Consider the following 24,686-nt stretch of genomic DNA (forward strand, 5'->3'; position numbering starts at 1 on the left):
AAACATAATTCTTAGGTTATTTCTTTTTTGTGGTCTGGATTGACGATGAAAATGTTTGTTGTGTAGGCAATCCAGGAAGCATTGGGTTGGGCATCTGGAGCTTTTTTAAATTTAAACTTTCTGTGCCCGGACTCATACGGAGTAGGAAGTGCGTTCTGCTCTACATCATTCAAGTCAAAAGGATCCAGGGATGCCACCAGGAGGATATGCTCCTGGCTACCGGCCCATTTATCCAGATAAACAAACTTCTGCAATGACATGCCAATTATGGCCCCTTCTCCAACATGGTAGTTTCCTCCAGATGGGATTAATATACTTTGTGCACCAAGCATATTTGAGATCCCGAATGATCTGGTCAAATAGGTAAGACTTACGTATAAGTCTTTAGAGCTTCTATTATAGAGTGTCATTTGCACATCAAGAAATCGGTCATAGCCTTCTCCCTGATTTAAATTAAATATATACTCTTCTCCCTCCTCTTCTAACTTCTGGCTATTTCCTAAAGAGTCATAGCTGGTAATAAGCAATTCTATAGGTTTACCTTGCCATTTAGGATCAAGACCTTGCTGTAAATTTGTCTTTGGATTGTTGATTTGTTTTACAAATTCCCAGTTTGCTATTCTACTTAATAAGAAGAGCAAATAATTGGCTGATACGGATTGTCTAATAGTGGTGGGAAGTACAAGATCTTTTTGGTCGAAGGGTAAACAGATTTTGTATTCTTTCTCCGAAAATCTGACGCTGTATTTTGCCGCCGATTCTTCGCTAACAAATTCTATATAATCCGAACCAAGGATATCTTTCATTTCTTCCTTGACCTCCATTATTATCTTTTCAGCTTGCTCTTTATGGGTGTCAAGAAAGACCGGTAGGGGATTGATCTCAATTTTCACCTCACATGGATAGGATTGGTCTTGATTAAGTTCCCATTCATTTTTTACCTTAATCACAGAATGTGCGGGGAAAACTTTGCTCAAATGGGTGCTAAGTTTTTCTTTCTTTTCTTCTCCGACGTAAATATTGCAGGGCACAGCTCTTGCTAAAGTGTCGATCCCGTGAATAGATCCCATACCAATCACCCAGCCTTCACTTGGATTATAGGTAATTTGACTTTGATAAGGTTCTGGCTCTATCTCTGCCCCTAAAAAGCCTCTGTGTTTTTTGCCAGAATCTTCACTATTAATGAAAAACTGAGGGGTTTGCTTTTTATTTTCCCATGACCGCAAGTAATTTCTGATCTGTGATTGCAGAGACTTGATACTAATGTTTGGGCCGGATTCTTTTAGAATTCTTAGAAGAGATATACTAAATAGGCCACCGCTTTCTCCTTCTTTGTCTTTGGCTTCCCAGGCAACTTCAACATTCCTGCATGCTGACATATGAACAATTCTGGGGAGAGGAATTACCTCTGGTAAAGCTTTGCTCTGAAGGTCCTCAATATTTAGCTTGTCGTGAAAAATAAAACCTTTCCAATCTCTTGCTTTTATGGCATCACTTCCGAACTTCCTGACACGATCAACTCCTGAAAATCTTGTGCTTTCTCCGGAATGACAACAATCCGTAATAAAGTAAATGTCTGAACCTTTTTGATTAAGCTCCTGGATCAGGTATCGCACCTCTTTATCTGCCAAACAAGTATATGAAGCTTCCTGACTCCTTTCCGGATCAGAATTATAGCAAAGGAAAGTTTGTAAATTTTTAGTGTTGCTTGCTTGTTGAAAAGCTTTAATCTCTGTAGCCTCCTCAACTCCATGCCCGGCAAAATAAAAGAGACTTATATCCTCTGGGCCTGCCTTTCCTAAATGTGTCTGGATACCGTTGACAATATTGTCTTTGCTTGCCTCTTCATTTCTCAGACAAAGGATCTCGGAATTGAGATCTTCCCGTCCTTTTAGATAAGCCTCCATATTGCTAATGTCATTAACACATCCTTTCAGATCAGAGGCATAGGGATATTCATCAATCCCAACTAAAAGAGCAAAGAGTTTACGGGCCATGGATTTTTGTGTTAAGCGGGCATTTAAATAAGAGTGAAAATAATATGCACGGATAAAAAATCCGTGCATATAACTCCTAACAATAAGCTTTTCCCAAATGGGATTTTTAATAAAGAACGCTGAGCGTAGACTCAAAGAATAAACTTTGTCTTTGTCTTAACTCAGGTACAAATTGTGAATTAATCCCAGGAGATGCCCTACACGTATTCCGTTTAAGATTCTAAGGGTTTTCCGTAGGTTTTTAAACTATGCGTGTACGTTTTGTGGCAATTTTACCTAGAGAGTAACCATTCAGCTTTAATATAACATAATTTCCGTAAATTAAAATAGTAGGGGATTGTGAAATAAGTCAAATTTTTCCAGGAAAAATCTGAGCCATTTAAAATGGAAATTCCCCGACTGTATTGGATGTACAGACGGGGAAGCATTGAAGTGTGGTGTATCTATATCATGTTGTACTGGTAAGCTAAGGCAATCATATGAGGTGCATTACGAGCATTGAGTTTGCGCATGATGTTTCTACGATGGGCTTCAACACCATCTTCACCCTTACCTCTTTTATCCGCAATTTCTTTGGTAGTTAGTCCTTCTGAAATCAATTGAAGTATCTCTTTTTCGGTAGGAGTAAGCTTGGGGATTTCAATAATACCTGTATGCTCATAGGAAAACTGATCCCATGCTTCGGCTATTTCCCCCCGGAAATATCTGCGTTTTCCAATACAGATACCTTCAATCGCTTCAAAAAGGATATGAGAATCCGCATCTTTAGCCAAATACCCATGAACCCCCATTTTATGAGCCAGGTCGATCAGATATCCATCTACCAATTGGGTCATGATCAGAATTTTTATTTCGTTCACCCCTTTCATATATATTTCTTTCAGAATCCTCCGGGCCGTAGTAAGGCCGGCTGGTTCTTCCGTATCCGCCTCCTCCATGCGAAGGTCCATGATAACAAGGTCTATATCCTGACTGCTTTCTCTCAGGTATTTCAAGGCATCTCTTCCGCTGGTTGAGATCGCTTTGACATCCATATTTTCGCGTTCATTTATTAGTCTACTCAGAGACTCTGCCAGGATCTTATGATCATCTACAATCATGATCCCTAAGTTTTGTACTGTGTTGGTCATCGATTCTTTATTGTATTAGCCTGGGATTGAAATTTCCATAAATAAGGTGCTACCTCTTCCCGGTGCAGTATCCAGGGTAAAGGTTCCATTGAGTTCTTCTGTCCTTGAGCGCATTGAGTCGAGGCCAACTCCGTGCTGTATCTTTTTGGGATCGAAACCTTTACCATTGTCCTCGACGGTTATGCTGAGGATACGATCAGCCCAGTCCAATTGCAATTGGATGTCCGTCGCCTGCGCATGCTTGATGATATTGGTGATAGCTTCCTGGATAATGCGGAAAATATGAAGTTCATGTTTTGCTGGAAGTTTGACACCTTCAAGCCGATAGGTATTGAGTTCTATGTTGGGTGAGTTTTCGATGCGATTGATGTTTTTGCAGAGTTCTCGCAAAGAAGGGATGAGTTGTTCTTCGAGGGAAAGTTTATCTGGAGATTTAGAGATCTTTCGCAGGTCGCGTATGGCTTTGTCGATCATCCCATACGAATGCTCAAATTGACTCTCTGCCTTATTGGGAATTTCTACTAGGTTATTTCTGAGGTTTTCCAATTCTCGTTTGGCTGCAGACAACATAGAACCAATGCTGTCATGCAGTTCCTTACCGATGGAAGTCAGGAGCATCTGTTGTTTGGCACTTTGATCTGCGAGGATTTGTTGTTCTGCCTCTTCCAATTGAGAAAGGAGGTGTTGCATGTGATTGGCTTCCTGGTTTTCAATGATGATCGCCTGATATTTTTGTTTTTGATAGGAATTGTAGAGAATCATTGAAAGCAGAGCACTAATCAGGACTCCTCCAATAAGGATTCCGAGGGAGAGTCTTTTTTGGTATTTGTTTTCAAGTAGTTTCTCTTGAACGGTAGATTCCAATTTGTACATCTCATTATCATCTTCCAATTGGGCTTTATTGGTTTCCAGATAAATTACCGTATTGAGTTGGGTCCTTTCTTTCAGGTAGAAATTGGCTTCCGAATTTTTACCCAATGCCTCATAAGCTAAGATCAGGTTGTCATAGAGGTTGAGAAGTTGGCGTTTATCTGAATTGGCTGCGGATTTTAATTTTTCTGCTTTTTTGAAATTTGCCAATGCTGCCTGAAAGTCTTCTCGGTCAATTGCATTATCTCCCATATTGATAAAGGCGATAAAGGAGTTTAATGAATCAAAAGCTATTTGATTTAACTCAATAGCTTTTAGGTGATAATCAGTGGCTTCATGAACTTTCCCTGACTCTGAATATATCAAGCCTTTTCGGGTATAAATATCTGCCAGCTCCCGTAAATATTTTGTCGAATCGCTGGCACTAGAATTTTCAAGCTGGGCCAAATTAATTTTTTCAGCTTCATTAATGGCGGAAATTGCTTGATCGTATTCTCCCAGGGCCCTATAGACTGAGGAGATCATCATGGACGCATCGGCATATCGCTTGGGATTTTCTAATTTGCTCCGGTCCATGGATTCTTGATAGTGGAAAATAGATTCTTGGAAATCACGTTTCGCCGAATCAAGATTGAAAACACTTTGTTTCCTCAAGGCAAGGTTTTTATAGGCAATTCCCAAATCGATATGAGCTTCATAAATCCATTGATTTACCTCTATTTCTTTGCGGATTTTTAGTGCATCAGTTAAATGAATGATCGCACGGGCATACAAATTCTTGTCTTTATAGGTGTTTCCAATACGCGTGTAAATTCCGGCAATGCCACTTTTTGACAGTCCTGAAGCTTTTCGAATTTCAAGGCTTTTTTCAAAAAAATGGATGGCTGAATCGAGTCTTCCCTGATTTCTGGATACTATGGCCAAACGAGTGAGGGCAAGGGCTTTACCTTTCGGGTATGAAATAAGGTCTGACTCTGCCAGTACTTCCTTTGCAAGAAGTACGGCAGAGTCAGGTTTTTCTTCCACCATATCGAATGCCTTTCTATTGAGCGCATCTATTCTTTCTGTTTGCGCTGTAGTTTGTGTCCAAGCACTTTGCAAAAAGAAACTCAGAAAAAAGCCTAATATGAAGAAATGTTTTTTCATGAATTATTCATCATCTGGTGGATTGCTTTCCTTGTCTTTATCAGTTCCATCCCGATCGTCATCTCCTTCTTCTACTCCCTGTGTACATAAAACAGTTTTACCAAGTAAAAGAGGACTTGTAGTCAGGTCTGAAATCAATTCCTGGAAATCTGGCGGTAATTCATGTGAAGGAATATTCGTTTGGACAACAATTTCAATCACATGTCCAGCAGGAACATCATCTACATAGATAAGATAATCTTTTGCAGCAGCATGTACTTTACCTCCTAAAGATATTAAATTGAACGTAAGCCGGGTGATGTTTTCGGCGGAAATGTCTTGTCTGTTTCCTTGAACCAGTTCGTATTCATCAGGTATAAGTACACTTAGGCTGAGTCGGAAATCATCTGTTCCGATTTTTGTGAGGTGCCCGTAGGGCTTAAATAAAATCATGATCTAGAGCTTTGGGTTTTTTGATTCTGTAAGTGCAAATTAGCTTAAAAGTCTTAGGCCTAGTCTACGGTTTTTAGGCCCATAAACTAAGGGTTTTCCGTAGGCTTTCTGAATATACCACAATTTTGAATATTGTGGATTGTCATACTTTTAGAGATTTCTTTTTTCCTGATGGAAAAGAAGCCCTCTATAATTCTTGACAAAGTGAATTATAGAAGGAATCCAGCTAAAACTTGCTAATAAAGATATGAATTGAGTATCGGAACTAAATAATAAGCTAAGCCAGGAAGAGCAAATGTTCAGTTTGCAAAGCATTTCCACACTTCTTAGCTTACCGTTCCTCAAGCTTATATACTATGCGATACTACTTTTACTTTTTCTGCCTTCTCCCACTATTTTCTTGTCAGAAAGCGACTACAGAGAGTCCAAAAGAAATCGAGAAAGAGCTTTTTCAGGCTAGCGATCTTACCGCAGATAGCTTGTTTACCTCAGGAATAGAAGGGCCTGCAACGGACAAAGCCGGCAATATTTATATAGTAAATTTTAATGAACAAGGGACGATAGGAAAAGTCTCTCCAAAAGGAGAGGCAGAATTGTTTGTTCGCTTGCCAGAGGGAAGTACGGGAAACGGGATTAGAATAAATCCAGAGGGAAATCTTTGGGTCGCTGATTATACGGGACATAATGTTCTGGAAGTAGATGTCTCTACGAAAGCCATCAGCATCCATGCCCATAACGATGAGATGAATCAACCCAATGATCTCGCCATCATGAAAAAAGGAATCCTTTTTTGCAGCGATCCCAAATGGGGGGATTCGACGGGTCAATTGTGGCGAGTAGATACAGATGGGACGCTAAGCTTGCTGGAAGAAAATATGGGTACCACCAATGGAGTTGAAGTGAGTCCTGATGAAAAAACACTATATGTGAATGAAAGCATCCAGCTAAATGTCTGGGCCTATGATCTTTCTGTAGAGGGGGAGATAAGCAATAAAAGACTCTTCCATAAATTTGAAGATCATGGTATGGACGGTATGCGCTGTGATGAACAGGGCAATCTATACGTGACGCGTTATGGCAAGGGAACGATTGCTATTCTAAATCCCCAGGGGGAATTGCTTCGGGAAGTACAGATGAAAGGAAAGAAAACCTCAAATATAGCTTTCGGAGGTCCGGAAGGGAAGACCGCCTATGTAACCCTGCAGGATAGAGGAAGTGTAGAAAGCTTTGAAACAGAGCTTGCGGGGCGTGAATGGTCTTGGAGGCAAAAATAAAATGGCTATTAAATGGGTAATCCTGTAAATTATACCTAATAAGATATTGCTACCACATGAGAAAACTACTACTAACTACCCTTTGGGTCCTGGCAGGTATGGCCTACCTAAATGCCCAGGATTATGACCTTTTACTAAAAGGAGGCCACATCATCGATCCAAAAAACCAAATCAGTCAGAAAATGGACCTGGCAATTTTGGATGGGAAAGTGGCTAAACTTGCGGAGAATATTCCCGTTTCCTCAGCCAAAAAAGTGATTGATGCCTCAGATTTATATGTTGTTCCAGGCGTCCTTGATATTCATTCCCACAATTTTTGGGGGACCAAAGATGATGCCTATTTGGCGGACAGCTATACGGCATTGCCTCCTGATGGATTTTCTTTCCGAGCAGGAGTCACCACCCTGGTAGATGTAGGGGGAGCAGGTTGGCGAAACTTTAAAACCTTTAAAAAACAAACGATAGATAAATCCAAAACCCGGGTATTGAGTTTCCTCAATATCGTTGGCTCGGGTATGGCTGGTGGAGCGACAGAGCAAAACCTCGTCGATATGAGTGCCAAATTGACGGCTATGGAAGCCAAAGCTTTTCCAGACCATATAGTAGGGGTGAAGGTAGCCCACTATTATGGACCGGAGTGGACTCCAGTAGAAAGAGCCGTGGAGGCCGGAAGGCAAGCGGGCATTCCTGTGATGGTAGATTTTGGGGGTACCGATCCTCCTCATTCTATTGAAACCTTATTTATGGAAAAACTCCGACCTGGAGATATTTTCACACATGCCTTTGCTCATGTAAAAGGGCGTGAACCTATTGTCGATGAAAATGGAAAGTTAAAACCCTTTGTTGTCGAGGCCCAAAAGAATGGGATCATATTTGATGTAGGCCATGGGGGTGGAAGTTTCCTTTGGGCGCAGGCAATTCCTGCTTCAAAACAAGGCTTCAAACCTAACTCCATCAGTACTGACCTTCATACAGGTTCTATGAATACCGGTATGAAAGACATGTCAAATGTGATGTCTAAATTTCTCAACCTGGGAATGAGTCTGGAAGAGGTAATCGAAAGAAGTACCTGGAATCCTGCTCAAATCATTCAAAAAGAAGAACTGGGACATTTGAGTGAAGGAGTTGGAGCTGATATTGCGGTTTTTCGATTGGTAAAAGGAGATTTTGGATTTATTGATACACAGGGCTATAAAATGAAAGGAGATCAGAAACTGATCTGCGAACTCACCCTTAGAGATGGGCAAATTGTCTGGGACCTAAATGGGATCGCCGCTCCTGAAACTACCGCAAAATGATTCTTAAATAGGATGCAAGCACTTCATAAATATTTACTGGGAGCTGCTGGTATTGGCTTTTTGACCTCTTTACTCATGTTCTTTATGGGGATGGGGAATGAGATCGGCTTCATATTGGTCATCAGTCTTCTATTACTGGCAATATCCCTGAGAGGACACCCCTTTTTCAAAGGCTTTTCATTTACGGTCTTGATTTTTTCATCCGTAACGGCTGCCCTGTTTTATCCTGCTCTATTTACTAATTGGGGAGGATTTGATTTGAAGCTTCTCATAGTTCCTTTATTACAAGTCATCATGTTTGGTATGGGAACGGCCATGAGTTTCAAGGATTTTGTCGGGGTGGTGAAAATGCCAAAAGCAGTAGGAATTGGCCTGATCTGTCAGTTTACAATTATGCCGATTGTAGGATTTAGCCTGGCTAATATATTCGGTTTCGAACCAGAAATTGCTGCAGGTATTATTCTCATTGGATCAACGCCATCTGGCCTGGCTTCCAATGTGATGTCCTATCTGGCAAAAGCTAATTTGGCTTTATCCGTAACGCTAACAGCATGTGCAACTTTACTCGCTCCGCTCATGACACCCTTCCTCATGAAAACCTTTGCCGGGCAATTGGTACCCATAGAGTTTTGGGCTATGATGTGGAGCATTATCAAAATCGTCATCCTGCCTATAGCAGGCGGTTTGCTCTTCAATCATTTCTTTCAAGGCAAATTTTCCTGGTTGGATAAAGCCATGCCTCTCCTGTCCATGGGAGGAATTGCTTTCATTATTACCATTATCACAGCTGCAGGTAGAGATAGCTTATTGAGCATAGGTCTACTCCTCATTCTCGCTTCCATTATACACAACTTAATGGGTTATGGATTGGGATATTGGGCATGCAAACTATTTCGTATGCCGGAAAATGACTGTCGAACCATCGCCCTGGAAGTAGGTATGCAAAATGGAGGCTTGGCATCAGGCCTGGCATTGGAAATGGGGAAGGTAGCTACAGTCGGATTAGCTCCTGCAGTTTTCGGGCCCTGGATGAATATATCCGGTTCTTCGCTTGCCACCTGGTGGAGAGAAAATCCTCCCGGAAAGGAAAAAGAACTCAAAGAAGAAGAAGCCTTTTTTTAACCCAAGAATCTCAAATTCATGAAACTCAAAACAAGCCTTATTCTCATATTTTCTCTTGCGTGTTTGCTGCCCGCAGGCTTTACTCAAACCATCAGTAAAGAGTATCTCATTTTCCTCACCTCCAAATGGGAAGGAGAGAGGTTTCCTGATGGTAGACCCAAAGTCAGCGATGATATCCTCGAGCGGATGAAATCTGTAACGATAGAAGAAGCCTGGGGAGTTTTGAGGGGAGAAGGTTATCACAATCAGTTTGAAGGAAACTGGGAACCCTTGCATGAAGATGTAGCCGTTGTAGGAAGAGCTCTGACTGCCTTGTATATGCCCAATAGACCGGATGTTTCTGATCAAATCAAAGACAAAGGAGAAAAAGACGGTCGCATTGGAAGTCCCAACTCCTGGCCCATTGATATGCTGAGTCAGGGAGACGTATATGTGGCAGATGCCTTTGGGAAAATTAAGGATGGTACCTTGATCGGAGATAATCTTGGCAATGCCATCTATGCAAAATCCGGCAATGGGGTTGTTTTCAATGCTTCTAGCAGAGATATGGAAGGCTTGTCAGAAATAGAAGGTTTCAATGCCTTTGTACGGGGATGGGATCCTTCCTTCTTAACTGAGGTAATGCTAACGGGTTTGAATGTTCCCATTCGGATGGGGCAAGCTACCGTCATGCCAGGTGATATTGTCCTGGCAAAGAGGGAAGGAATCATGTTCATTCCTGCTCATTTGGCTGAGAAAGTCGTGCTAACCTCAGAGATTGTTCGACTTCGCGATTTATTTGGAATTACCCGATTGAAAGAAGGAAAATATTCCCCCGGCCAGATTGATAGCAGATGGACAGATGTGATTGAAAAAGATTTCTCTCAATGGCTGAGAGACCATATAGATGAGCTTCCTGTATCCAAAGAACAAATACAGGAACTCCTGAAAAACAGAACCTGGTAATTCTATACTGCTTTAATACTATCTACTATGCGAAACTCAAACAACCGAAGATCAGTCCTCAAGAAATTTTCAGCCTTTCTGGCTGCAGGACTGGGCATCACAGCCGTACAGGCAAAGAGTCCTGAAAAGGGAGATGACCCAAGTCAAAAAACTGCCTATGATGTAGTCAAAGATGAACAGGAAGTTCCACTTTTCTCCGGTGCTGTAAAGCATGGAGGCCTGCTGTATATAGCGGGCAAAGGGGCGCACTTTGATGGAGATATAAAAGCACATACCGATCATGTCCTCAAAGAATTGGAAAAGGCGCTGAAGAAACATGGCTCTTCAATGGAAAAAGTGCTGAAAGTGAATGTGTATTTGGCCGACCTGGCTGATTACCATAAAATGAATGAAGTTTTTCGCGGACGATTTGGGGATAGCCCTCCGGTTCGGACAACGGTTGCCACCTACGGAGGCGTACCTGGAAATTCACTAGTTGAAATGGATTGTATAGCTGCTGTTTAACCCCAATTATCATGGCACTTAAAAGACGAGAACTCCTCAAACGACTTTCCGCCCTTCCTGTAATGGGAGGCTTATTTGGTACTGCATGGCTCCATGCTGAGACAAATGAAAAGCAGCCTGTACGCGATTATTATAAAGAACTGGGCTTGCGAACCTTCATAAATGCTGCAGGAACCTATACAGCTCTTACGGGTTGTTTACTGCGGGAAGAAGCCGTAGGTGCATATAATTATGCGAGCAAGCAATACGTGGCTCTGGACGAACTACAGGATGCTGTAGGCCAAAGATTGGCCGAATTGATCGGTTGTGAGGCTGCTACGGTAACTGCCGGAGCTGCTTCTGCCATCACCCTGGGTACAGCAGGGGTATTGGCCATGGGCGATTCCAAGAAAGCCAGTCGCATTCCAACAGATTTAAGTGGAATGAAAACCGAAGTGATTATGCAGAAATCCCATGTGATCGGTTATGCACATGCGATCAAGAATTGCGGAGTAAAAATCATTGAAGTTGAAAGTCTGCAGGAACTGGAAGCAGCTATTAATGAAAATACGGCTATGCTTTGGTTCCTCAATACCGCTAATTTTAACGGAAAAATCCAATACAAAGAATTCATAGCCACTGGAAAGAAACATGGGATTCCTACCATGAATGACTGTGCAGCTGATGTACCTCCGGTTGAGAACTTGTGGAAGTATACCGATATGGGCTTCGATCTTGTTTGTTTTTCAGGAGGTAAAGGCCTGAGAGGTCCACAAAGTTGCGGTTTGCTCCTGGGTAGAAAGGATTTGATTGCTTCGGCTCGATTGAGTGCCCCTCCCAGAGGAGATACAGTCGGTCGGGGAATGAAGGTGAATAAAGAAGAAATTCTGGCTATGCTTATTGCAGTTGAAAACTATATCAACAGAGATCATAAGGCAGATTGGGCCTTATGGGAAAAGCAGATTCAGTTGATCCATGATGCGGCAGCTTCTGTAGAGGGAGTAAAACCGGAAATCCATGTTCCAAAAATTGCCAATCATGTGCCCTCACTCAGAATACGCTGGGATGAAAAGAAGCTGGGGAAGAGCCCTAATGAGGTGAGAGAAGCCTTGAGAAACGGACATCCTTCCATAGAGACAGTTGGCGGAAAGGAATCTGTGGACATCACAACCTGGATGATGAATCCGGGCGAGGAGCGCATCGTCGCTCGACGTATTAAAGAAATTCTTTTAGCATGAGAATAATTAGCATCCTTAGTATTGTTTTATTGTTAAGCGCCTGCGGCCTGGGGGGAGCATTTGAAGAAAAAGTGGTAGAAGGCCGACAGGTAATATTTAATGGAAAGGACACAAGAGGCTGGGAGGAAGTCGGGGAGCTAGAAGTAGAAATTGAAAATGATGCCATGTTCCTGACCAACGAGAGCGATGAACTCGCTTTCCTCTATAGTGACAAATCCTATGGAGATTTTATCATCTATGCAGAATTCCTGGCTCCTTTTATCAATAGTGGGATTGCCATTCGCCTGGAAAATGAAGAAACAGAAGATCTTGCTTCATCGGCTTACCTGATAAACATTGATTGGGAAGAAGAGCAACAACATCCCCTCGGCTCTATAGTTGGAGTGGCCAGGGCTAAAGTGTCAGATAGCTTAAAGGCAGGTGAATGGCATAAGATTCAGATAGAAGCTATTGGAGATCATCTCCGGGTTTTGGTGGATGATCAGTTGCTGAGTGAAAGTCATGATCGGAAAAGGAAAGTTGGTAAAATTGCCTTAATGGCCCCAACAGAAAGTGGGCAAACCATTGGTTTTAGAGAACTTTTGTTGGAAGAAGTTGAGGCCCCCAATGTGCCAGATGTCATGATGGAACATGCATTCCGAAGAAATACGGAAGTTCCCCTGGAGCCGATGTTCCCGGACGATAGTTTCGAAGGCTGGAATCCCATAGGAGATGGGAGCTGGAGGATTAGCAATGGGGTAGTTCATGGATACTCAGGGAGAGAAGGGGGCTATTTGGTCAGTGAGGAAGTCTACAAAAATTTCTATCTCAAATTCTCCTTCAAAATTAAAAAGGAGGACAACAGTGGAGTCTTTATTAGAAAAAGTCCGGATCGCGAAGATGTTAGTCTGGAAGATGCCCTGGAGTGCAACATCTATGATCATAATGGTTTTAGTCATCCCTATTCTACGGGATCTATTGTAAATCATGTCCGGGCCTGGTACGGTATGATCGACTATGAGAACTGGAACCAAATGGAAATTTTTGCAAAGGAAGATCATATTGTCATGTATGTCAATGGAGAAAAATCTTCTGACACCCATGTACCAGATATGTTCAATAAGAGAGGGAATATCTGTCTACAAGCAGGAATTCAGGTATTTTCAGAAAGTAAAGGTCCTTCTGATATTTATTTTAAGGATGTAATGATTAAAAATATGGATCAATGAGAAAGGGATAGAATAAGAATAGGGAACAAAAATTGGGAAATTCAGGAGGTCATAAACTTCTCAGGTCTCCATTTCTTATTCCTGTTTTTTTGGATGTCTTCTTTCCACCAAAAAGGTACATACTCACACCAATCAACTATTTCAAAACTACATACGCATGAAACAAGTACTAGCATTTTTCCTCATAGTCTCCCTTTTCGCTTGCCAAAGTCCCAAGAAAAGCGAAAAAGTATCAGAAGCCGGAATTACACAAAGTTCAGATTATGATCCGGAAGCCAATCTGGCTGCAGCGGGAATAGAATTGAGGACGCCCTCCAAACCTGTAGCCAATTATGTAAATGCCGTAAGAACAGGAAATCTCATATTTCTAGCGGGCAAAGGTCCCATGCAGGCCAATGGAGAAAATATTACCGGAAAAGTTGGAGCAGACCTGAGCATCGAGGAAGGCTATAATGCTGCCAGAGAGACAGGGATCAACCAATTGTCGGTTCTAAAAGCTGAATTGGGGAACCTGAACAAGGTGAAAAGGATCGTCAAGGTGCTCGGTATGGTGAATTGTAGTTCTGATTTTACCGATCAGCCCAAAGTAGTCAATGGCTATTCGGACTTGATGGTTGAGATCTTTGGGGATAGAGGAAAGCATGCACGTGCAGCTGTGGGAATGAATGCTTTGCCGGGAAATATCGCCGTAGAGATAGAAATGATCGTCGAAGTAGAAGATTAAAAAAGAATCCTCTGATAATTTTACTACTAAATTGAATCTAATCTATTTTTATGAAACGAATCCTTCTTCTCAGTTTACTATTGCTTTCTGCCTCAGTCCTTCTCTTTGCCCAGGAAAAAGAAACTAAGCCCGGGCCTATTCCGGCTGCTGAAGTTTCTGAAACCCCTCAAAGAGTGGTTATAAATGGTAGCAGTATTAGCCTTACTGCTCAAGCAGGTACATTTAAGCTAAGAGATGAAAACAATGAGCCAATTGCACTTTTTGGTTTTACTTTCTACAAAAAGAATAATGCCTCAAGCAAGCGGCCCATCGTCTTTGCCTACAATGGAGGACCAGGTTCCTCTTCCTTTTGGTTACATATGGGAGTACTGGGGCCGAAAAGGATCGTTGTGAATGATCCGGATTTCACAAAAGCAGCTCCTTATGAATTGGCCAATAATGATTTCTCTATTCTGGATGTAGCAGATTTGGTCATGATGGATCCCATTGGTACAGGATTGAGTGTGCCCATTGGTAAAGCCAAATTTGAGGACTTTTGGGGAGTAGACCAGGATATCAGAAGTATCAGTCTTTTCATCACTCAATTTCTGATAGAACATGGCCGCTTGAATTCTCCTAAATATCTTTTGGGCGAAAGCTATGGAACTTTCAGAAATGCAGGGGTGATGAATCGTCTGTTGAGTCAGGGAATTGCGATGAACGGAGTCATTATGGTTTCAGCTGTTTTTGACTTGAGAACCCTCATGTTCCCGCCTGATGATGATATGCCTTATATCGTTCATTTACCTACCTACGCAGCAACTGCCTGGTACCATGATAAAATTGCCAATAAGGGGGACAATCTCGAAGCCTTTATTGCGGGAGTTCGGGCATTTACCGAAAATGAATATGTACCGGCTCTTTTTAAAGGGGATCGTTTGAGCAATGAGGATAAACAGGCCATGGCAAAGAAACTGGTGTCAATTGCTGGTTTAACGGAAGACTATTGGATGAAAGCCAATCTTAGGGTAAAGGCCAATGAATTCTTTGCGGAGCTCTTGAGAGAGGAAGGACAGACAGTAGGTCGATTGGACTCTCGTTTTAGCGGGATCAATCAGGACTTACTCGCTCAGGGAGCCAATTATGACCCTCAAAGTCTGGCCATTTCACCTGCTTACATCACTCGTTTTCTCGATTATTTCCACAATGATCTCAAAGTGAATAAATCCCAGATGTATAGCATCACTGCTGGTAGAAGAGCTGGCTTCAAATGGGATTGGAAGCACCAGGGCAACTTTGGTTGGGGAACTTCAACTGCCATCAATACCGGTCCGGATATGGCTCAGGCTATGTCTCGTGATCCAAATATGAAAGTCCTTATCCTGAACGGATATTATGATATAGCCACGGTATTTTATGGAGTAGAGTACAGCATAGATCATCTGGGACTTACTCCTGAGATCAAGGACAATATCATCATGAAATATTATGAAGCGGGCCACATGATGTACACGCATCAGCCTTCTTTGGAGAAATTTAAAAAAGACGTTTCAGAATTTATTCAGGCTACTTCTAAATAAATTCTTCTATAACATATGACATCCCGGCCTTAAATTAAGGGCCGGGATCTCTCGTTAATCCCTATTCTTTTTCCCATTCCAAGCCTTTGTCCTATGCAAGATATGCTCGTTAAATTATACGACCTTCCAGACCTCACTCCTTTGAACCAAAGGATGGCAGAGGAAGAAATCTTTGTTCGGGTAGCTCTAGCTGCTGAAAAATCAATCGTCGTGGAATGGGTACGGGAACGCTTCGATGATGGCTGGGCGAGCGAAGCGGAAGTTTGCTTCTCCTATCAGCCAGTTAGTTGTTTTATCGCTATTCACAAAGGGCAAATAGTGGGTTTTGCTGCCTATGATGCAGCTTATCGCAATTTCTTTGGTCCTACTGGAGTTGAGAAATCATTTCGAGGAAAAGGAATCGGAAAAATTCTCCTCTTGAGATGTCTGATAGCCATGAGAGAGCAAGGTTATGCCTATGCAATCATTGGCGGAATAGGGCCTGCACGTTTTTATGAAAAAGCGGTAGGAGCTAGCTTGATCGAAGGATCAAATCCCGGAATTTATCAGCACCTCCTGAGTGATATTCCAGATGAGGCGCATTAGGCCAGAAAGAAGATACGCTAGGATATTTAATGGTCTGGAGGATTATTTTTTCTTGGCACGAGCCATTTCAACCAACAATTCACATACAATCTCCAGGGCTTGGTCTACGCTTGGTAAATTATCAGGATCCTCCTGCAAAGCAGAGTCGATTTTCGTCTCAGAAGAAATGAGGGAATTCCCGGATACTACCAGACTATCAATATGCATTTGCGAAACATTGTCAATTTCAGGTGAATCTTCTGGTAACTCTATGTTGAATCGATAATAACGCCTGGTAGTTGAGCTAGGATCTTCGGGGTCCTGGTATTTTGGAAGTAGGTGTTCCATTTGAAAATGAACAGACTCAGATACGCCTTGCATCAAAATATCAAAAAGAGGCTTGATCCATTGAGATTTCCACAACCTTCTGGTCTTCTTGTAAGCATAGGGTTTTCGAGTCTTCCCGGTACCGATAGAAATAAGCAAAAATGGCACATCAAAATTGTCCGAACCAACCTTGCCAACTGTACCTTTATCCCCCAGCACCTTTTCCAGGGCAAGGGTTCTGATTTTGTATTCTTTACTTTTCTTCCATTTCTCACGTTCCAGGACATACGCTAGCACGGATGGATTATTGGCAAAAACACCTCCGTCTACCAGGGCAAGGTGCTTACCATTTGCTACTTGAGTATCCTTTATTTCATTATCTAGCTCAGGTATCCGATGTGGAGGGAAATAGGTTGGTGCCGCAGAGGTAGAGCGAGCGATATCTTTTAATTCAAAATTTTCGTTCACTTCATCCTCTTGTGCATGAGGTGTATAAAAATAGAAAGGCTTTTTTAAGGCCGTATCATAAGAGGTAATCAGGATATCTGTGAAAGTTTCTTTCAACTCAAAATTACCCAGTTTTTCTTCTAAAACTTTCTTTATTCCCTTATCTCTGAACTTGCTCCCAAACCACCATCCATCCAGAGAAAACCATCCCAGTTTTTTCTTGAAAATAACTTTTCTTTCTTCTCCTTTGTAAATGTTCAGAAGGTCCGTAGCTGAATATTTGGGCAGTTGTGTTTCCTGGTCTTTTACCGTTAGTCCACAAGCCAGAATCCCTCCGGTAGAGGTGCCTGCTATCAGGTCAAAAACTTCTGCGATTCGGGTGAATTCATCTCCGCTGATCTCACTGATTCGCTTCTCCATTTCTACCAGGACTTTGGCAGGGATAACGCCCCTGATTCCTCCACCATCTATACTCAAAATGGCTCGGGTGTGTGTAAATTGACTCATAGTATATCGTAGTTTTTACAGAAAGTTGCCTTCAATGATGAAGGCAGCGAAAAGCTTTTAACTTAAATTAAGGAGAAATTTAATTTTTTCGTAAATTATAATCTGAAAAAGCAAAATATGCCTTAAATTACACAGCGCCCATGTCCCACCTTCACGCCCTGCTGATTGGAATCGATACGTACGCAGCAAGTAATGAAATGGATCAATTGAAGGATCTATCTGCTTGTGTTAATGATGTAAATAATTTTGCAAATTATTTGTCATTGAGTCTTCCCCGAGAAAGACTAATTGTCGAAAAACTGATCAATCAAGATGCTACCAAACAAGGAATTGAGGATAAAATTCGGGAATTTTTTCTTAGCGATAATCGCCAGATATCAGATGAGGATACTCTTTTATTTTATTACTCGGGCCATGGTTGTCAGGAGGAAGCAGATCCTGGCTGGAAGGAGAAAGACAATCAGCTGGAAGCCCTGGTCTGTCATGATACCTATGTGAATGGTACCCCTCCCTTTTCCGACAAAGAATTGCGCTATTTGTTTCATTTGATTTCCCTTCGAACAAAGGCAAGAATAGTTCTGATTACCGATGCTTGCAACTCCGGGGGGTTGAGTCGGGATCTTTCACAACTGACCAATCGTTTGGGTCCACAGGCAGGAGTAAGACCCTGGGATCAATTTCTTTTTAGCACGGGAGAACATGAGCCCACGGTGAGTAAAGCTGTATTGACGGACACCAATTTGCTTGAAACATCCCTTCCTGAATCTATCCATATCCACATGGGAGCTTGTGAGAGTTATCAATCTGCATTTGAGGTTCCTGGCCAACAAGGGGTTTTTTCCAAAAATTTGCTACATATTCTGGAGCAGACTCAGGATTCCATAAGTTTTCGGGACCTTCATGCAAGGGTCAGGTACCGAGTCAGGCAAAAATACAGTCAATTTCCCACCCTGTATGCGAAGGGATTGAAAAAAGATCAAATTATTGTTCATGATTTGCTTGATGGGACATTTTTGACGGGTCTGGAATCTCAACGCAAAGTTTTGGCAAATGTTTTCAAACAACATGGGAAGTGGAGATTGGACAAAGGAGCTATACATGGAATCCCTCCAAAACAGGCAGTACAAAAGCTAAACATTCAGATCCTGGACGATACTGATGAAACCTTTTCTCTGGGTAAATTGAAAGAAGTAAAGCCTGCTTTTAGTGTTATTGATTCTGTAAATCCTGAAAACCTACAAGTAAGAAAGCGATTAGGTACGGGTCCAAAGAAAGAATACCAAGCCAGAATCAGTGGATTGTATAATGATCCATTAGTTATTTATATAGGCGGAACGGATAGGTTGATTGCCGACCTCAAAAGCCTCCTTGATGAAGCTAGCATCCAAGTGCAACTTCAGGAGCTGAATATCGAATGGGTAGATGACCCTATGGAGGCTAGCTATCAATTACTAGCATCAGAAGAAGGATACACCCTAACTCATGCAGGCGAAACTCTGGCCAAGAAGGAAGATTTTCCTCTGTTAGACCCAATTCGCAGAAATACGGCAAATCTTGCCGAACAACTATTGCGCTACCTTTCCCATATTGCCCATTGGAATTTTGTGAGAGCTCTTCATAATCCCAAACCTAAAACTAATCTGAAAGAGGTTTTAAAATGGGAATTGATTTGGCAGCCTGCTTTGGGAGATCACACCAAGGATATAGCGATGCAAGAATACCTGGAGGAAATCACCTTCAACCCAGATAAAGAGGCAGAAGAAGCAAAATTGCCAGATCCTTTTGAGTATCCAGACTGGGAAATTGAATTAGCAAAGCCCCGCTTGGATGAAGAAGCCTTTGGATACTTGCGTCTGTGGATTCAAAACTTGTCAGAAAAGCCTTTGTACATAAGCTTACTCTACATGGGGCATCTTTTTCAGGTGAATTCAAGAACTATGCCTAGACAAAAAGAGGTTGTAAGACTAGGCGGGAAGGAAAAAATTTGGGGCTTGGGCAATGAAAGCATAGGCTCTCCTGTGTATTTTCGTCCATATGAAAGGGATAAGCGTAACCGGGGGCAAATGTTTTACCTTAAATTAATTGTCAGTAATAGCCCTTTTGAATTGTCTGGAAGTCTCAACCAAACCCGATTGCCGTTTCCCGGGGAAAATCTAGCCAAAGACGGAATAAAGCAAGAACAAGGGCCTGTTCAAGGCTATCCAGACGGTGCTTTTTGGCTAACAAAAATACTGAGGATACGTGTGCTTAATCCCGACTACCAAGCTAGCCCTTAGCCGGAGAAGAAACCTTAACCTAAAACTTTTTCTATTCTATGGATATATTTACGGCAGATCAACGGAGTGGTATAGACAAAAAGCCCATACTTGACCAATGGGCCGTAGTCATTGGTATATCTACATACAAAGATTCCAAAAGGCCCCCAAAAGGAAAAGATCAGGAGGCGGTAGGGCTCTCTCCAGCATTTAATAGGACCATTAATCCCTTGGAATTCGCACATACTGACGCCCGTTCATTTAAGGAACAATTGGAATCAGGAAGATGTGGCTCCTTTAAAGATATCAGATACCTCGTCAATGAAGACGCTACTACCCGAAACATCCTATCAGCCCTCCGGACCTTTCTTAAACAACCCAAGGCTGAGGATCTTGTCATCATTTATTTTTCAGGACATGGGGTTCCGGATGAAGCCCGCCCTAGCAACAACTACTTTCTGACCTATGATACAGAAGCCGAAGATATTCCAGGGACTGCTTTGCACATGAGTGAGATAAAGCAATGCATAGACGATACCCTGCTTGCCGAACGGATATTGGTTATTATCGACTCATGTTATAGCGGAGCTGTGATAGATACCTCCGGAAGGGCCGCGATCGTAACCCAAAAAGTGAAGAGTGGAGCTTCCTCAGGAAGCGGGAACAATGAATTACTGGGGAAAATGATTATTGAGAGCAAACCAGGAATTACCTGGCTTGCCTCTTCTCAATCCGGTCAAAAATCTTTGGAGGATGCAAAGTGGGGCGCAAAAGGGGAGGATGGTAAACCCATAGGTGGTGGAGCTTTTACACATGCGCTAATTGAAGGAATCAATGGGGCTGCCGATGGATATCTGGGAGGAGGTAATTATGGAAAAAAAGACGGTATAGTATCTGTAGGAGAACTGAGCATATACGTTAGAGACAAGGTGGTCGAATTGACCAACACCCAGCAAGAGCCAACGACCATAAGTGGTACCCACGACATGCCCATTTCCTACACAGGAGGGCTAGACACTCAACTGCATTTTAAACTGGGAAAATTACTTATGGAAGTAGGTAATAGAAGCCGCGACCTCGAACGGTACCTATCTGCATATTGGCATTTCCGGAAAGCTGTTCAGTTGTATAAAGGCAAGAAGGAAGAATCGCAACTACAAAAAGAACAATACCTGTTATGGCAGGCACGTGCATTGAGTGCTGCGGGTAAGTGGGAAGAAGCAGAACAAATCTTTGCAAAAATCTATTTGGACCGAAAATCGGCAGATGTCTTATTCCTAAAAGGCTGTATGCAATTGCTCCAAGGCAAGAGAGATGAGAAAAAATTGCTGGAAGCAGCTGAAACACTTAAACAATTTGGCAATCAATATCCTGAACATGAGAAATATGCCTTTGCGAAGGTTTTAGGAGAGGTCCTGGTTAAAAAAGCGCAGCGAGGGAAAATTTATGCCTTCCTGCTGGGGGTTGACAGCTATAAACATTTTGGCAATTTAAAGGGACCTTTGAATGATGTGGAGATTATGAAAGAAGCACTTAGTACTTTTTGGGAGGATGTAGAGATCGAAGTGCTTCTAGGGGAAAAGGCAAACACACATTCTCTGAAAGAGAAGCTTACTTCCTACGCCCGATCACTAAGCATAGAGGATACCTTTATTTACTATCATACGGGAAGAGCCTTTCATGAGCCTTTCCTGCTAGACGATTACAATTCCGCTCCTGATGCACCGTATATCCCATTATTTGCATCTAAAATTGATAGCCATCCTAAAACAGGTGAAAAAGTATTTGAAGAAATTGTATATGCCCGTCAATTTCATGAATACATCAAAGGAATTCCGGCTAAATCAAAAATTCTTATTTTGGATCATTGTCATTCTCCAGCTTTTCTGGAACTGGTAGAAAGCGAAGGGGATTATTCGGTCTGGTCAGCAGCAATAGAGGGACAATTTGCTAATGAGAAAATTCTTGAAGGAAAACTAAATGGGGTATTTTCCTATTCTGTGTCTAAAACCTTAAAAAGGTTTAAAGGGAAAGAACAAGAAGATTCTTTTAAAGAAGCATTTTCCCGAGAAGTCGAAAAAATTGTGAAAAAGGAGACTTCAAATCAGGATCCCCAGTTTATTTGGGCTCCTGGATCCTTCCCTTCAGAAAGTCCACTAGATAATATCTATGACCTGGTAAATTTTACCTATGGTGCCAATACCTATTATTCTTTTTCCAAACTTCAAACTTTCTCTAGTTTACTGCCTGATACACCTGTTCTGGATGTCTACAAAAAGCTGATACAATCCTACATGGATCAAGATCCCCTAAAGGCTATGCGATTGGCATCAGAATTAGAAGCGATAGGTTTATTGGATGATGAACTTCATTTGAATTTGGTTTTGCTCAATCACGGCAAATTTAATTTTTCTAAGGCAAAGGAGCATTTGGACATCTATCTTCAAACTAATGATGGAAGCCATACCGCTGAGCAAGCCCTGGCAAAATTGTATAAAGAAAGGCATGAAGTCAAAAAACGAGCCTTATTGGTAGGCGTAGACTGCTTCGAAACTAAAGAAGGGGAAGAGGCAATCGGTGAAGATCTAACAAATACTATTGATTACCCCAGAAGGTATAGCGGTCAGGATGAAATCCTTCGGGATGTAGATATATGGAAAAAATTGTTGGAAGAATTTGGCTTTAAAGTCAAGGTCTTGAAAAATAAAGCTGCGAGTCGAAATGAGATTGAGACGGAATTTAAGAAATTGGTGGAACACGCTGAGCATGGTCCGGCTGTTTTCTTCTATGCAGGATATTGTTCCCATGAAGTGAGACGAAAAAGCATGACGAGGTCTACCGATAAGAAATTTAAGTTCAATAACGATCACAAAGTTAAAGGGAGTATTCTGAGCTACGATGTTTTTTTAGATCATGTCCAGGATATCAGCTTCTTGGAACTGGCACATATGGCCAAGTCAGCCAATCATTTAACCACGATCATTGAAGCTGGTCTTATAAAGGGTTCAAGAAGATATATAGACCCCGATGTGATTACTGGTACTTCCCAAAGTAAGGGTTTGATGTTCGAAGAGGATGAATCTGACCTGGAGGATCGTATAATAAGGAAGTTCCAGGGAAGTTCATTGCGCCTTCGCAATAATTGGCTTAAATTTCTCCAAATTGGCAACGTAAGTGTTTTTTCGGGCGGGACTATCTCAAAAGCTTATTCCGCTAATTCTGGACTCTGGATTGAACTCGTAGGCCATGAGATACAAGATGAGCAAGAACCCTTTCCCGAGAATCGAGGAGGAGGGATTATGACAGCTTTTCTCCAGAAGATTTTAAGCCAGGAAGGTCAAAAAGGATCAAGGGAACCCTTATCCTTGGAAACGCTTAGTAGACAGGTGAAGAGATTGAAAAAGCAAATTCCAAATTCCCTGGACAATCAGAAATATAAGTATTTCTCCCCCATTATTTTGGGGCCTAAGAAGGCGGCTTTTGCGGGATTTGTGGACTTAGGAGTTGATGAGATATTTGAAATCAAAAACAAAAGCCTGAGGTTGGCCAAAGATGAACTGTCAAAACTCATAGCAAAATTAGAGTCCAATGAAAGACTTTCAGTTACCCAAATCGATTTAGGAGTCGTTCATCACTTATTGGGGGAGCGTTACCAGCTGGCTGATAAGCATGAAGAAGCAAAACTACAATTTGAGAAAGCAGAAATAGCGTTTAAGAAAGCCATCGCCAATGAGGATGAAAAAGCCAACTTTCCCATGGGAAGATTATTGGTGGATGCTTTCAAAACATTCAAATATACTTGGACTCAATCCCTTAGTTTTTTACGAAAGGCGAATAAATTAGAACCTTCCAATCCTTCTATCAAATACTATTTGGCTACTGCCATGAAAGGAGAAATAGAAGAAGAACGTGAAACGGAATTGATTACAGCTTTTGAGTCCTATTTAAAGGCAGGCGCACCTATGGGAAATCGGGATCGGGTAGTGGAAAGTTTGAATGAACTTGATCCCAAAAGGAAAAAGATAGCATTGATAGAAAAGGGAAAGAAGAGCTTGGAATCCGGGAAGCATAAAGACCTGAAAGAAGGTATTAAAGCCTTTGAAGAAGCTATCGAGTTGGGAGATGAAAGCTCTTTCGTTTTTCTGGGGCAGGCATACGAAAAACAAAAGGACTATGTTCGAGCGGTTCAGGCCTATAGTCAAATGAAAGAAGTAGACCGTAAAAAACCGGAACACAAAAAACGCATGGGTTTCGCCATCCAGCAACTCTTTCATGATAAATCGCTCCTCTTGGAAGGAATTTCTTATTTGAATATCCACGAGCTCGATGCTGAAGAGAAAAGCATTAGGAGAAGATTGTTGGATTCTTATCAATTGTTGACCAGCGTGGAGGGAGTTAAAACCTATGATTTCTTAGCGAAACACTTTGAGAACAGAGCAACAAGTTACCTGAAGGCCCTGGGCTCAGATTTCCCCCCAAGAACAATGAATGAGCCAAGTATCAAGGCATTTGGGGATTTCCTGAAAAAGTATCAAAATGTAGAAACTCTGGTAGAAAAGCGAGTAAACTTGATCCTAAAAGGGCAAACTTCTCCTGCGCTTCCGGAATTTGATACCTTCGAAGACCCACGAGTAAAACCTGGCTCCGAGAGCTCGGAAAAATACCGTACACTTGTTCTCAATGGGCTGATATGGATGGCAGAAGATATGAATTATGAAACAGAAGAGGGATCCTGGTTAGTTGAAAATGAGTACGGTTCATACAGCAGGCTCTATACTTGGGAAACGGCTATGAAAGTATGCCCACAAGGATGGCGTCTTCCCAGCGACGAAGAATGGAAAAGTTTGGCCGAATCTTTTGGCGAAAAAATGGATGGAGGATGGGAAGAACCTTATGCTCAACTAATCGACGGGGGATTGACGGGTTTCAATGTTAAACATGCGGGTTGGATGGAAGAAGAGGGCATCCATAAAGGAATTCAAACCGAGGAGGAACATGCCAAATACTGGACAAGTACGGACTTCAAGGAAGATACAAGCCAAGCAATGGCTTACGTATTTAAGAAAATAAATGGGAAAATGTACAGAGGCAAAGACTCAAAAACCAAGGGTTTTGCATGTCGATATGTGACAAACATAGCTCAAATCACCCTTCGGTAAA

Annotated in this window: 17 protein-coding genes; 12 read left to right on the plus strand and 5 right to left on the minus strand. The window is 41.9% G+C overall.

Features of this window, described 5'->3' with window-relative positions; genetic code table 11:
- Nucleotides 1-11 precede the first annotated feature (11 nt).
- From R8P61_05580 to R8P61_05595, 4 genes are all read right to left on the minus strand, one after another.
- Complete coding sequence (locus tag R8P61_05580; protein MDW3646506.1) at nt 12-1,997, minus strand: caspase family protein; 1,986 nt, start codon at nt 1,995-1,997, stop codon at nt 12-14.
- Nucleotides 1,998-2,440: 443 nt separating this feature from the next.
- Complete coding sequence (locus R8P61_05585; GenBank protein ID MDW3646507.1) at nt 2,441-3,127, minus strand: response regulator transcription factor; 687 nt, start codon at nt 3,125-3,127, stop codon at nt 2,441-2,443.
- A 15-nt stretch (nt 3,128-3,142) separates the two neighbouring features.
- A complete protein-coding gene (locus tag R8P61_05590; protein ID MDW3646508.1) occupies nt 3,143-5,143 on the minus strand; it encodes a tetratricopeptide repeat protein in 2,001 nt (666 codons plus the stop codon).
- 3 nt (nt 5,144-5,146) lie between these two features.
- A complete protein-coding gene (locus tag R8P61_05595; protein MDW3646509.1) occupies nt 5,147-5,575 on the minus strand; it encodes a hypothetical protein in 429 nt (142 codons plus the stop codon).
- 356 nt (nt 5,576-5,931) lie between these two features.
- On the opposite strand from R8P61_05595, the gene R8P61_05600 reads away from it, so the two are divergent.
- From R8P61_05600 to R8P61_05645, 10 genes are all read left to right on the plus strand, one after another.
- On the plus strand, nt 5,932-6,849 hold the full coding sequence (locus tag R8P61_05600; protein MDW3646510.1) for an SMP-30/gluconolactonase/LRE family protein: 918 nt from the start codon (nt 5,932-5,934) through the stop codon (nt 6,847-6,849).
- A gap of 56 nt (nt 6,850-6,905) precedes the next feature.
- Complete coding sequence (locus R8P61_05605; protein MDW3646511.1) at nt 6,906-8,147, plus strand: amidohydrolase/deacetylase family metallohydrolase; 1,242 nt, start codon at nt 6,906-6,908, stop codon at nt 8,145-8,147.
- Nucleotides 8,148-8,159: 12 nt separating this feature from the next.
- Nucleotides 8,160-9,269, plus strand: a complete 1,110-nt coding sequence (locus tag R8P61_05610) for a bile acid:sodium symporter family protein (GenBank protein ID MDW3646512.1) — start codon at nt 8,160-8,162, stop codon at nt 9,267-9,269.
- Nucleotides 9,270-9,287: 18 nt separating this feature from the next.
- The gene (locus tag R8P61_05615) at nt 9,288-10,214 is read left to right on the plus strand and encodes an RraA family protein (GenBank protein ID MDW3646513.1); all 927 of its coding nucleotides are present in this window, start codon (nt 9,288-9,290) and stop codon (nt 10,212-10,214) included.
- A gap of 27 nt (nt 10,215-10,241) precedes the next feature.
- Nucleotides 10,242-10,718: a RidA family protein gene (locus R8P61_05620; protein MDW3646514.1), complete on the plus strand. Its 477-nt coding sequence runs from the start codon at nt 10,242-10,244 to the stop codon at nt 10,716-10,718.
- 11 nt (nt 10,719-10,729) lie between these two features.
- Nucleotides 10,730-11,935 carry an aminotransferase class V-fold PLP-dependent enzyme gene (locus tag R8P61_05625; GenBank protein ID MDW3646515.1) on the plus strand — a complete coding sequence of 402 codons (1,206 nt, stop codon included), beginning with the start codon at nt 10,730-10,732 and terminating at the stop codon, nt 11,933-11,935.
- A complete protein-coding gene (locus R8P61_05630) occupies nt 11,932-13,143 on the plus strand; it encodes a DUF1080 domain-containing protein (protein ID MDW3646516.1) in 1,212 nt (403 codons plus the stop codon). The genes R8P61_05625 and R8P61_05630 overlap by 4 nt, the downstream gene beginning before the upstream one ends.
- 157 nt (nt 13,144-13,300) lie before the next feature.
- Nucleotides 13,301-13,867, plus strand: a complete 567-nt coding sequence (locus R8P61_05635) for a RidA family protein (protein MDW3646517.1) — start codon at nt 13,301-13,303, stop codon at nt 13,865-13,867.
- 50 nt (nt 13,868-13,917) lie between these two features.
- Complete coding sequence (locus R8P61_05640; protein MDW3646518.1) at nt 13,918-15,426, plus strand: carboxypeptidase; 1,509 nt, start codon at nt 13,918-13,920, stop codon at nt 15,424-15,426.
- A 93-nt stretch (nt 15,427-15,519) separates the two neighbouring features.
- Complete coding sequence (locus R8P61_05645; protein ID MDW3646519.1) at nt 15,520-16,011, plus strand: GNAT family N-acetyltransferase; 492 nt, start codon at nt 15,520-15,522, stop codon at nt 16,009-16,011.
- A 42-nt stretch (nt 16,012-16,053) separates the two neighbouring features.
- Here R8P61_05645 and R8P61_05650 read toward each other — a convergent pair whose 3' ends face one another.
- Nucleotides 16,054-17,271, minus strand: coding sequence for a patatin-like phospholipase family protein (locus R8P61_05650; protein ID MDW3646520.1), 1,218 nt, complete (start codon nt 17,269-17,271; stop codon nt 16,054-16,056).
- Nucleotides 17,272-17,411: 140 nt separating this feature from the next.
- Between R8P61_05650 and R8P61_05655 the strand changes: the two genes are divergently transcribed.
- Together R8P61_05655 and R8P61_05660 are read left to right on the plus strand one after the other, a co-directional pair.
- Nucleotides 17,412-19,547, plus strand: coding sequence for a caspase family protein (locus tag R8P61_05655; GenBank protein ID MDW3646521.1), 2,136 nt, complete (start codon nt 17,412-17,414; stop codon nt 19,545-19,547).
- Between the two features lie 38 nt (nt 19,548-19,585).
- Nucleotides 19,586-24,685, plus strand: coding sequence for a caspase family protein (locus tag R8P61_05660; GenBank protein MDW3646522.1), 5,100 nt, complete (start codon nt 19,586-19,588; stop codon nt 24,683-24,685).
- Nucleotide 24,686: the final 1 nt, after the last annotated feature.

This window comes from Bacteroidia bacterium, assembly GCA_033391075.1.
In the GTDB taxonomy this organism is placed as follows: Bacteria; Bacteroidota; Bacteroidia; order J057; family J057; genus JAWPMV01.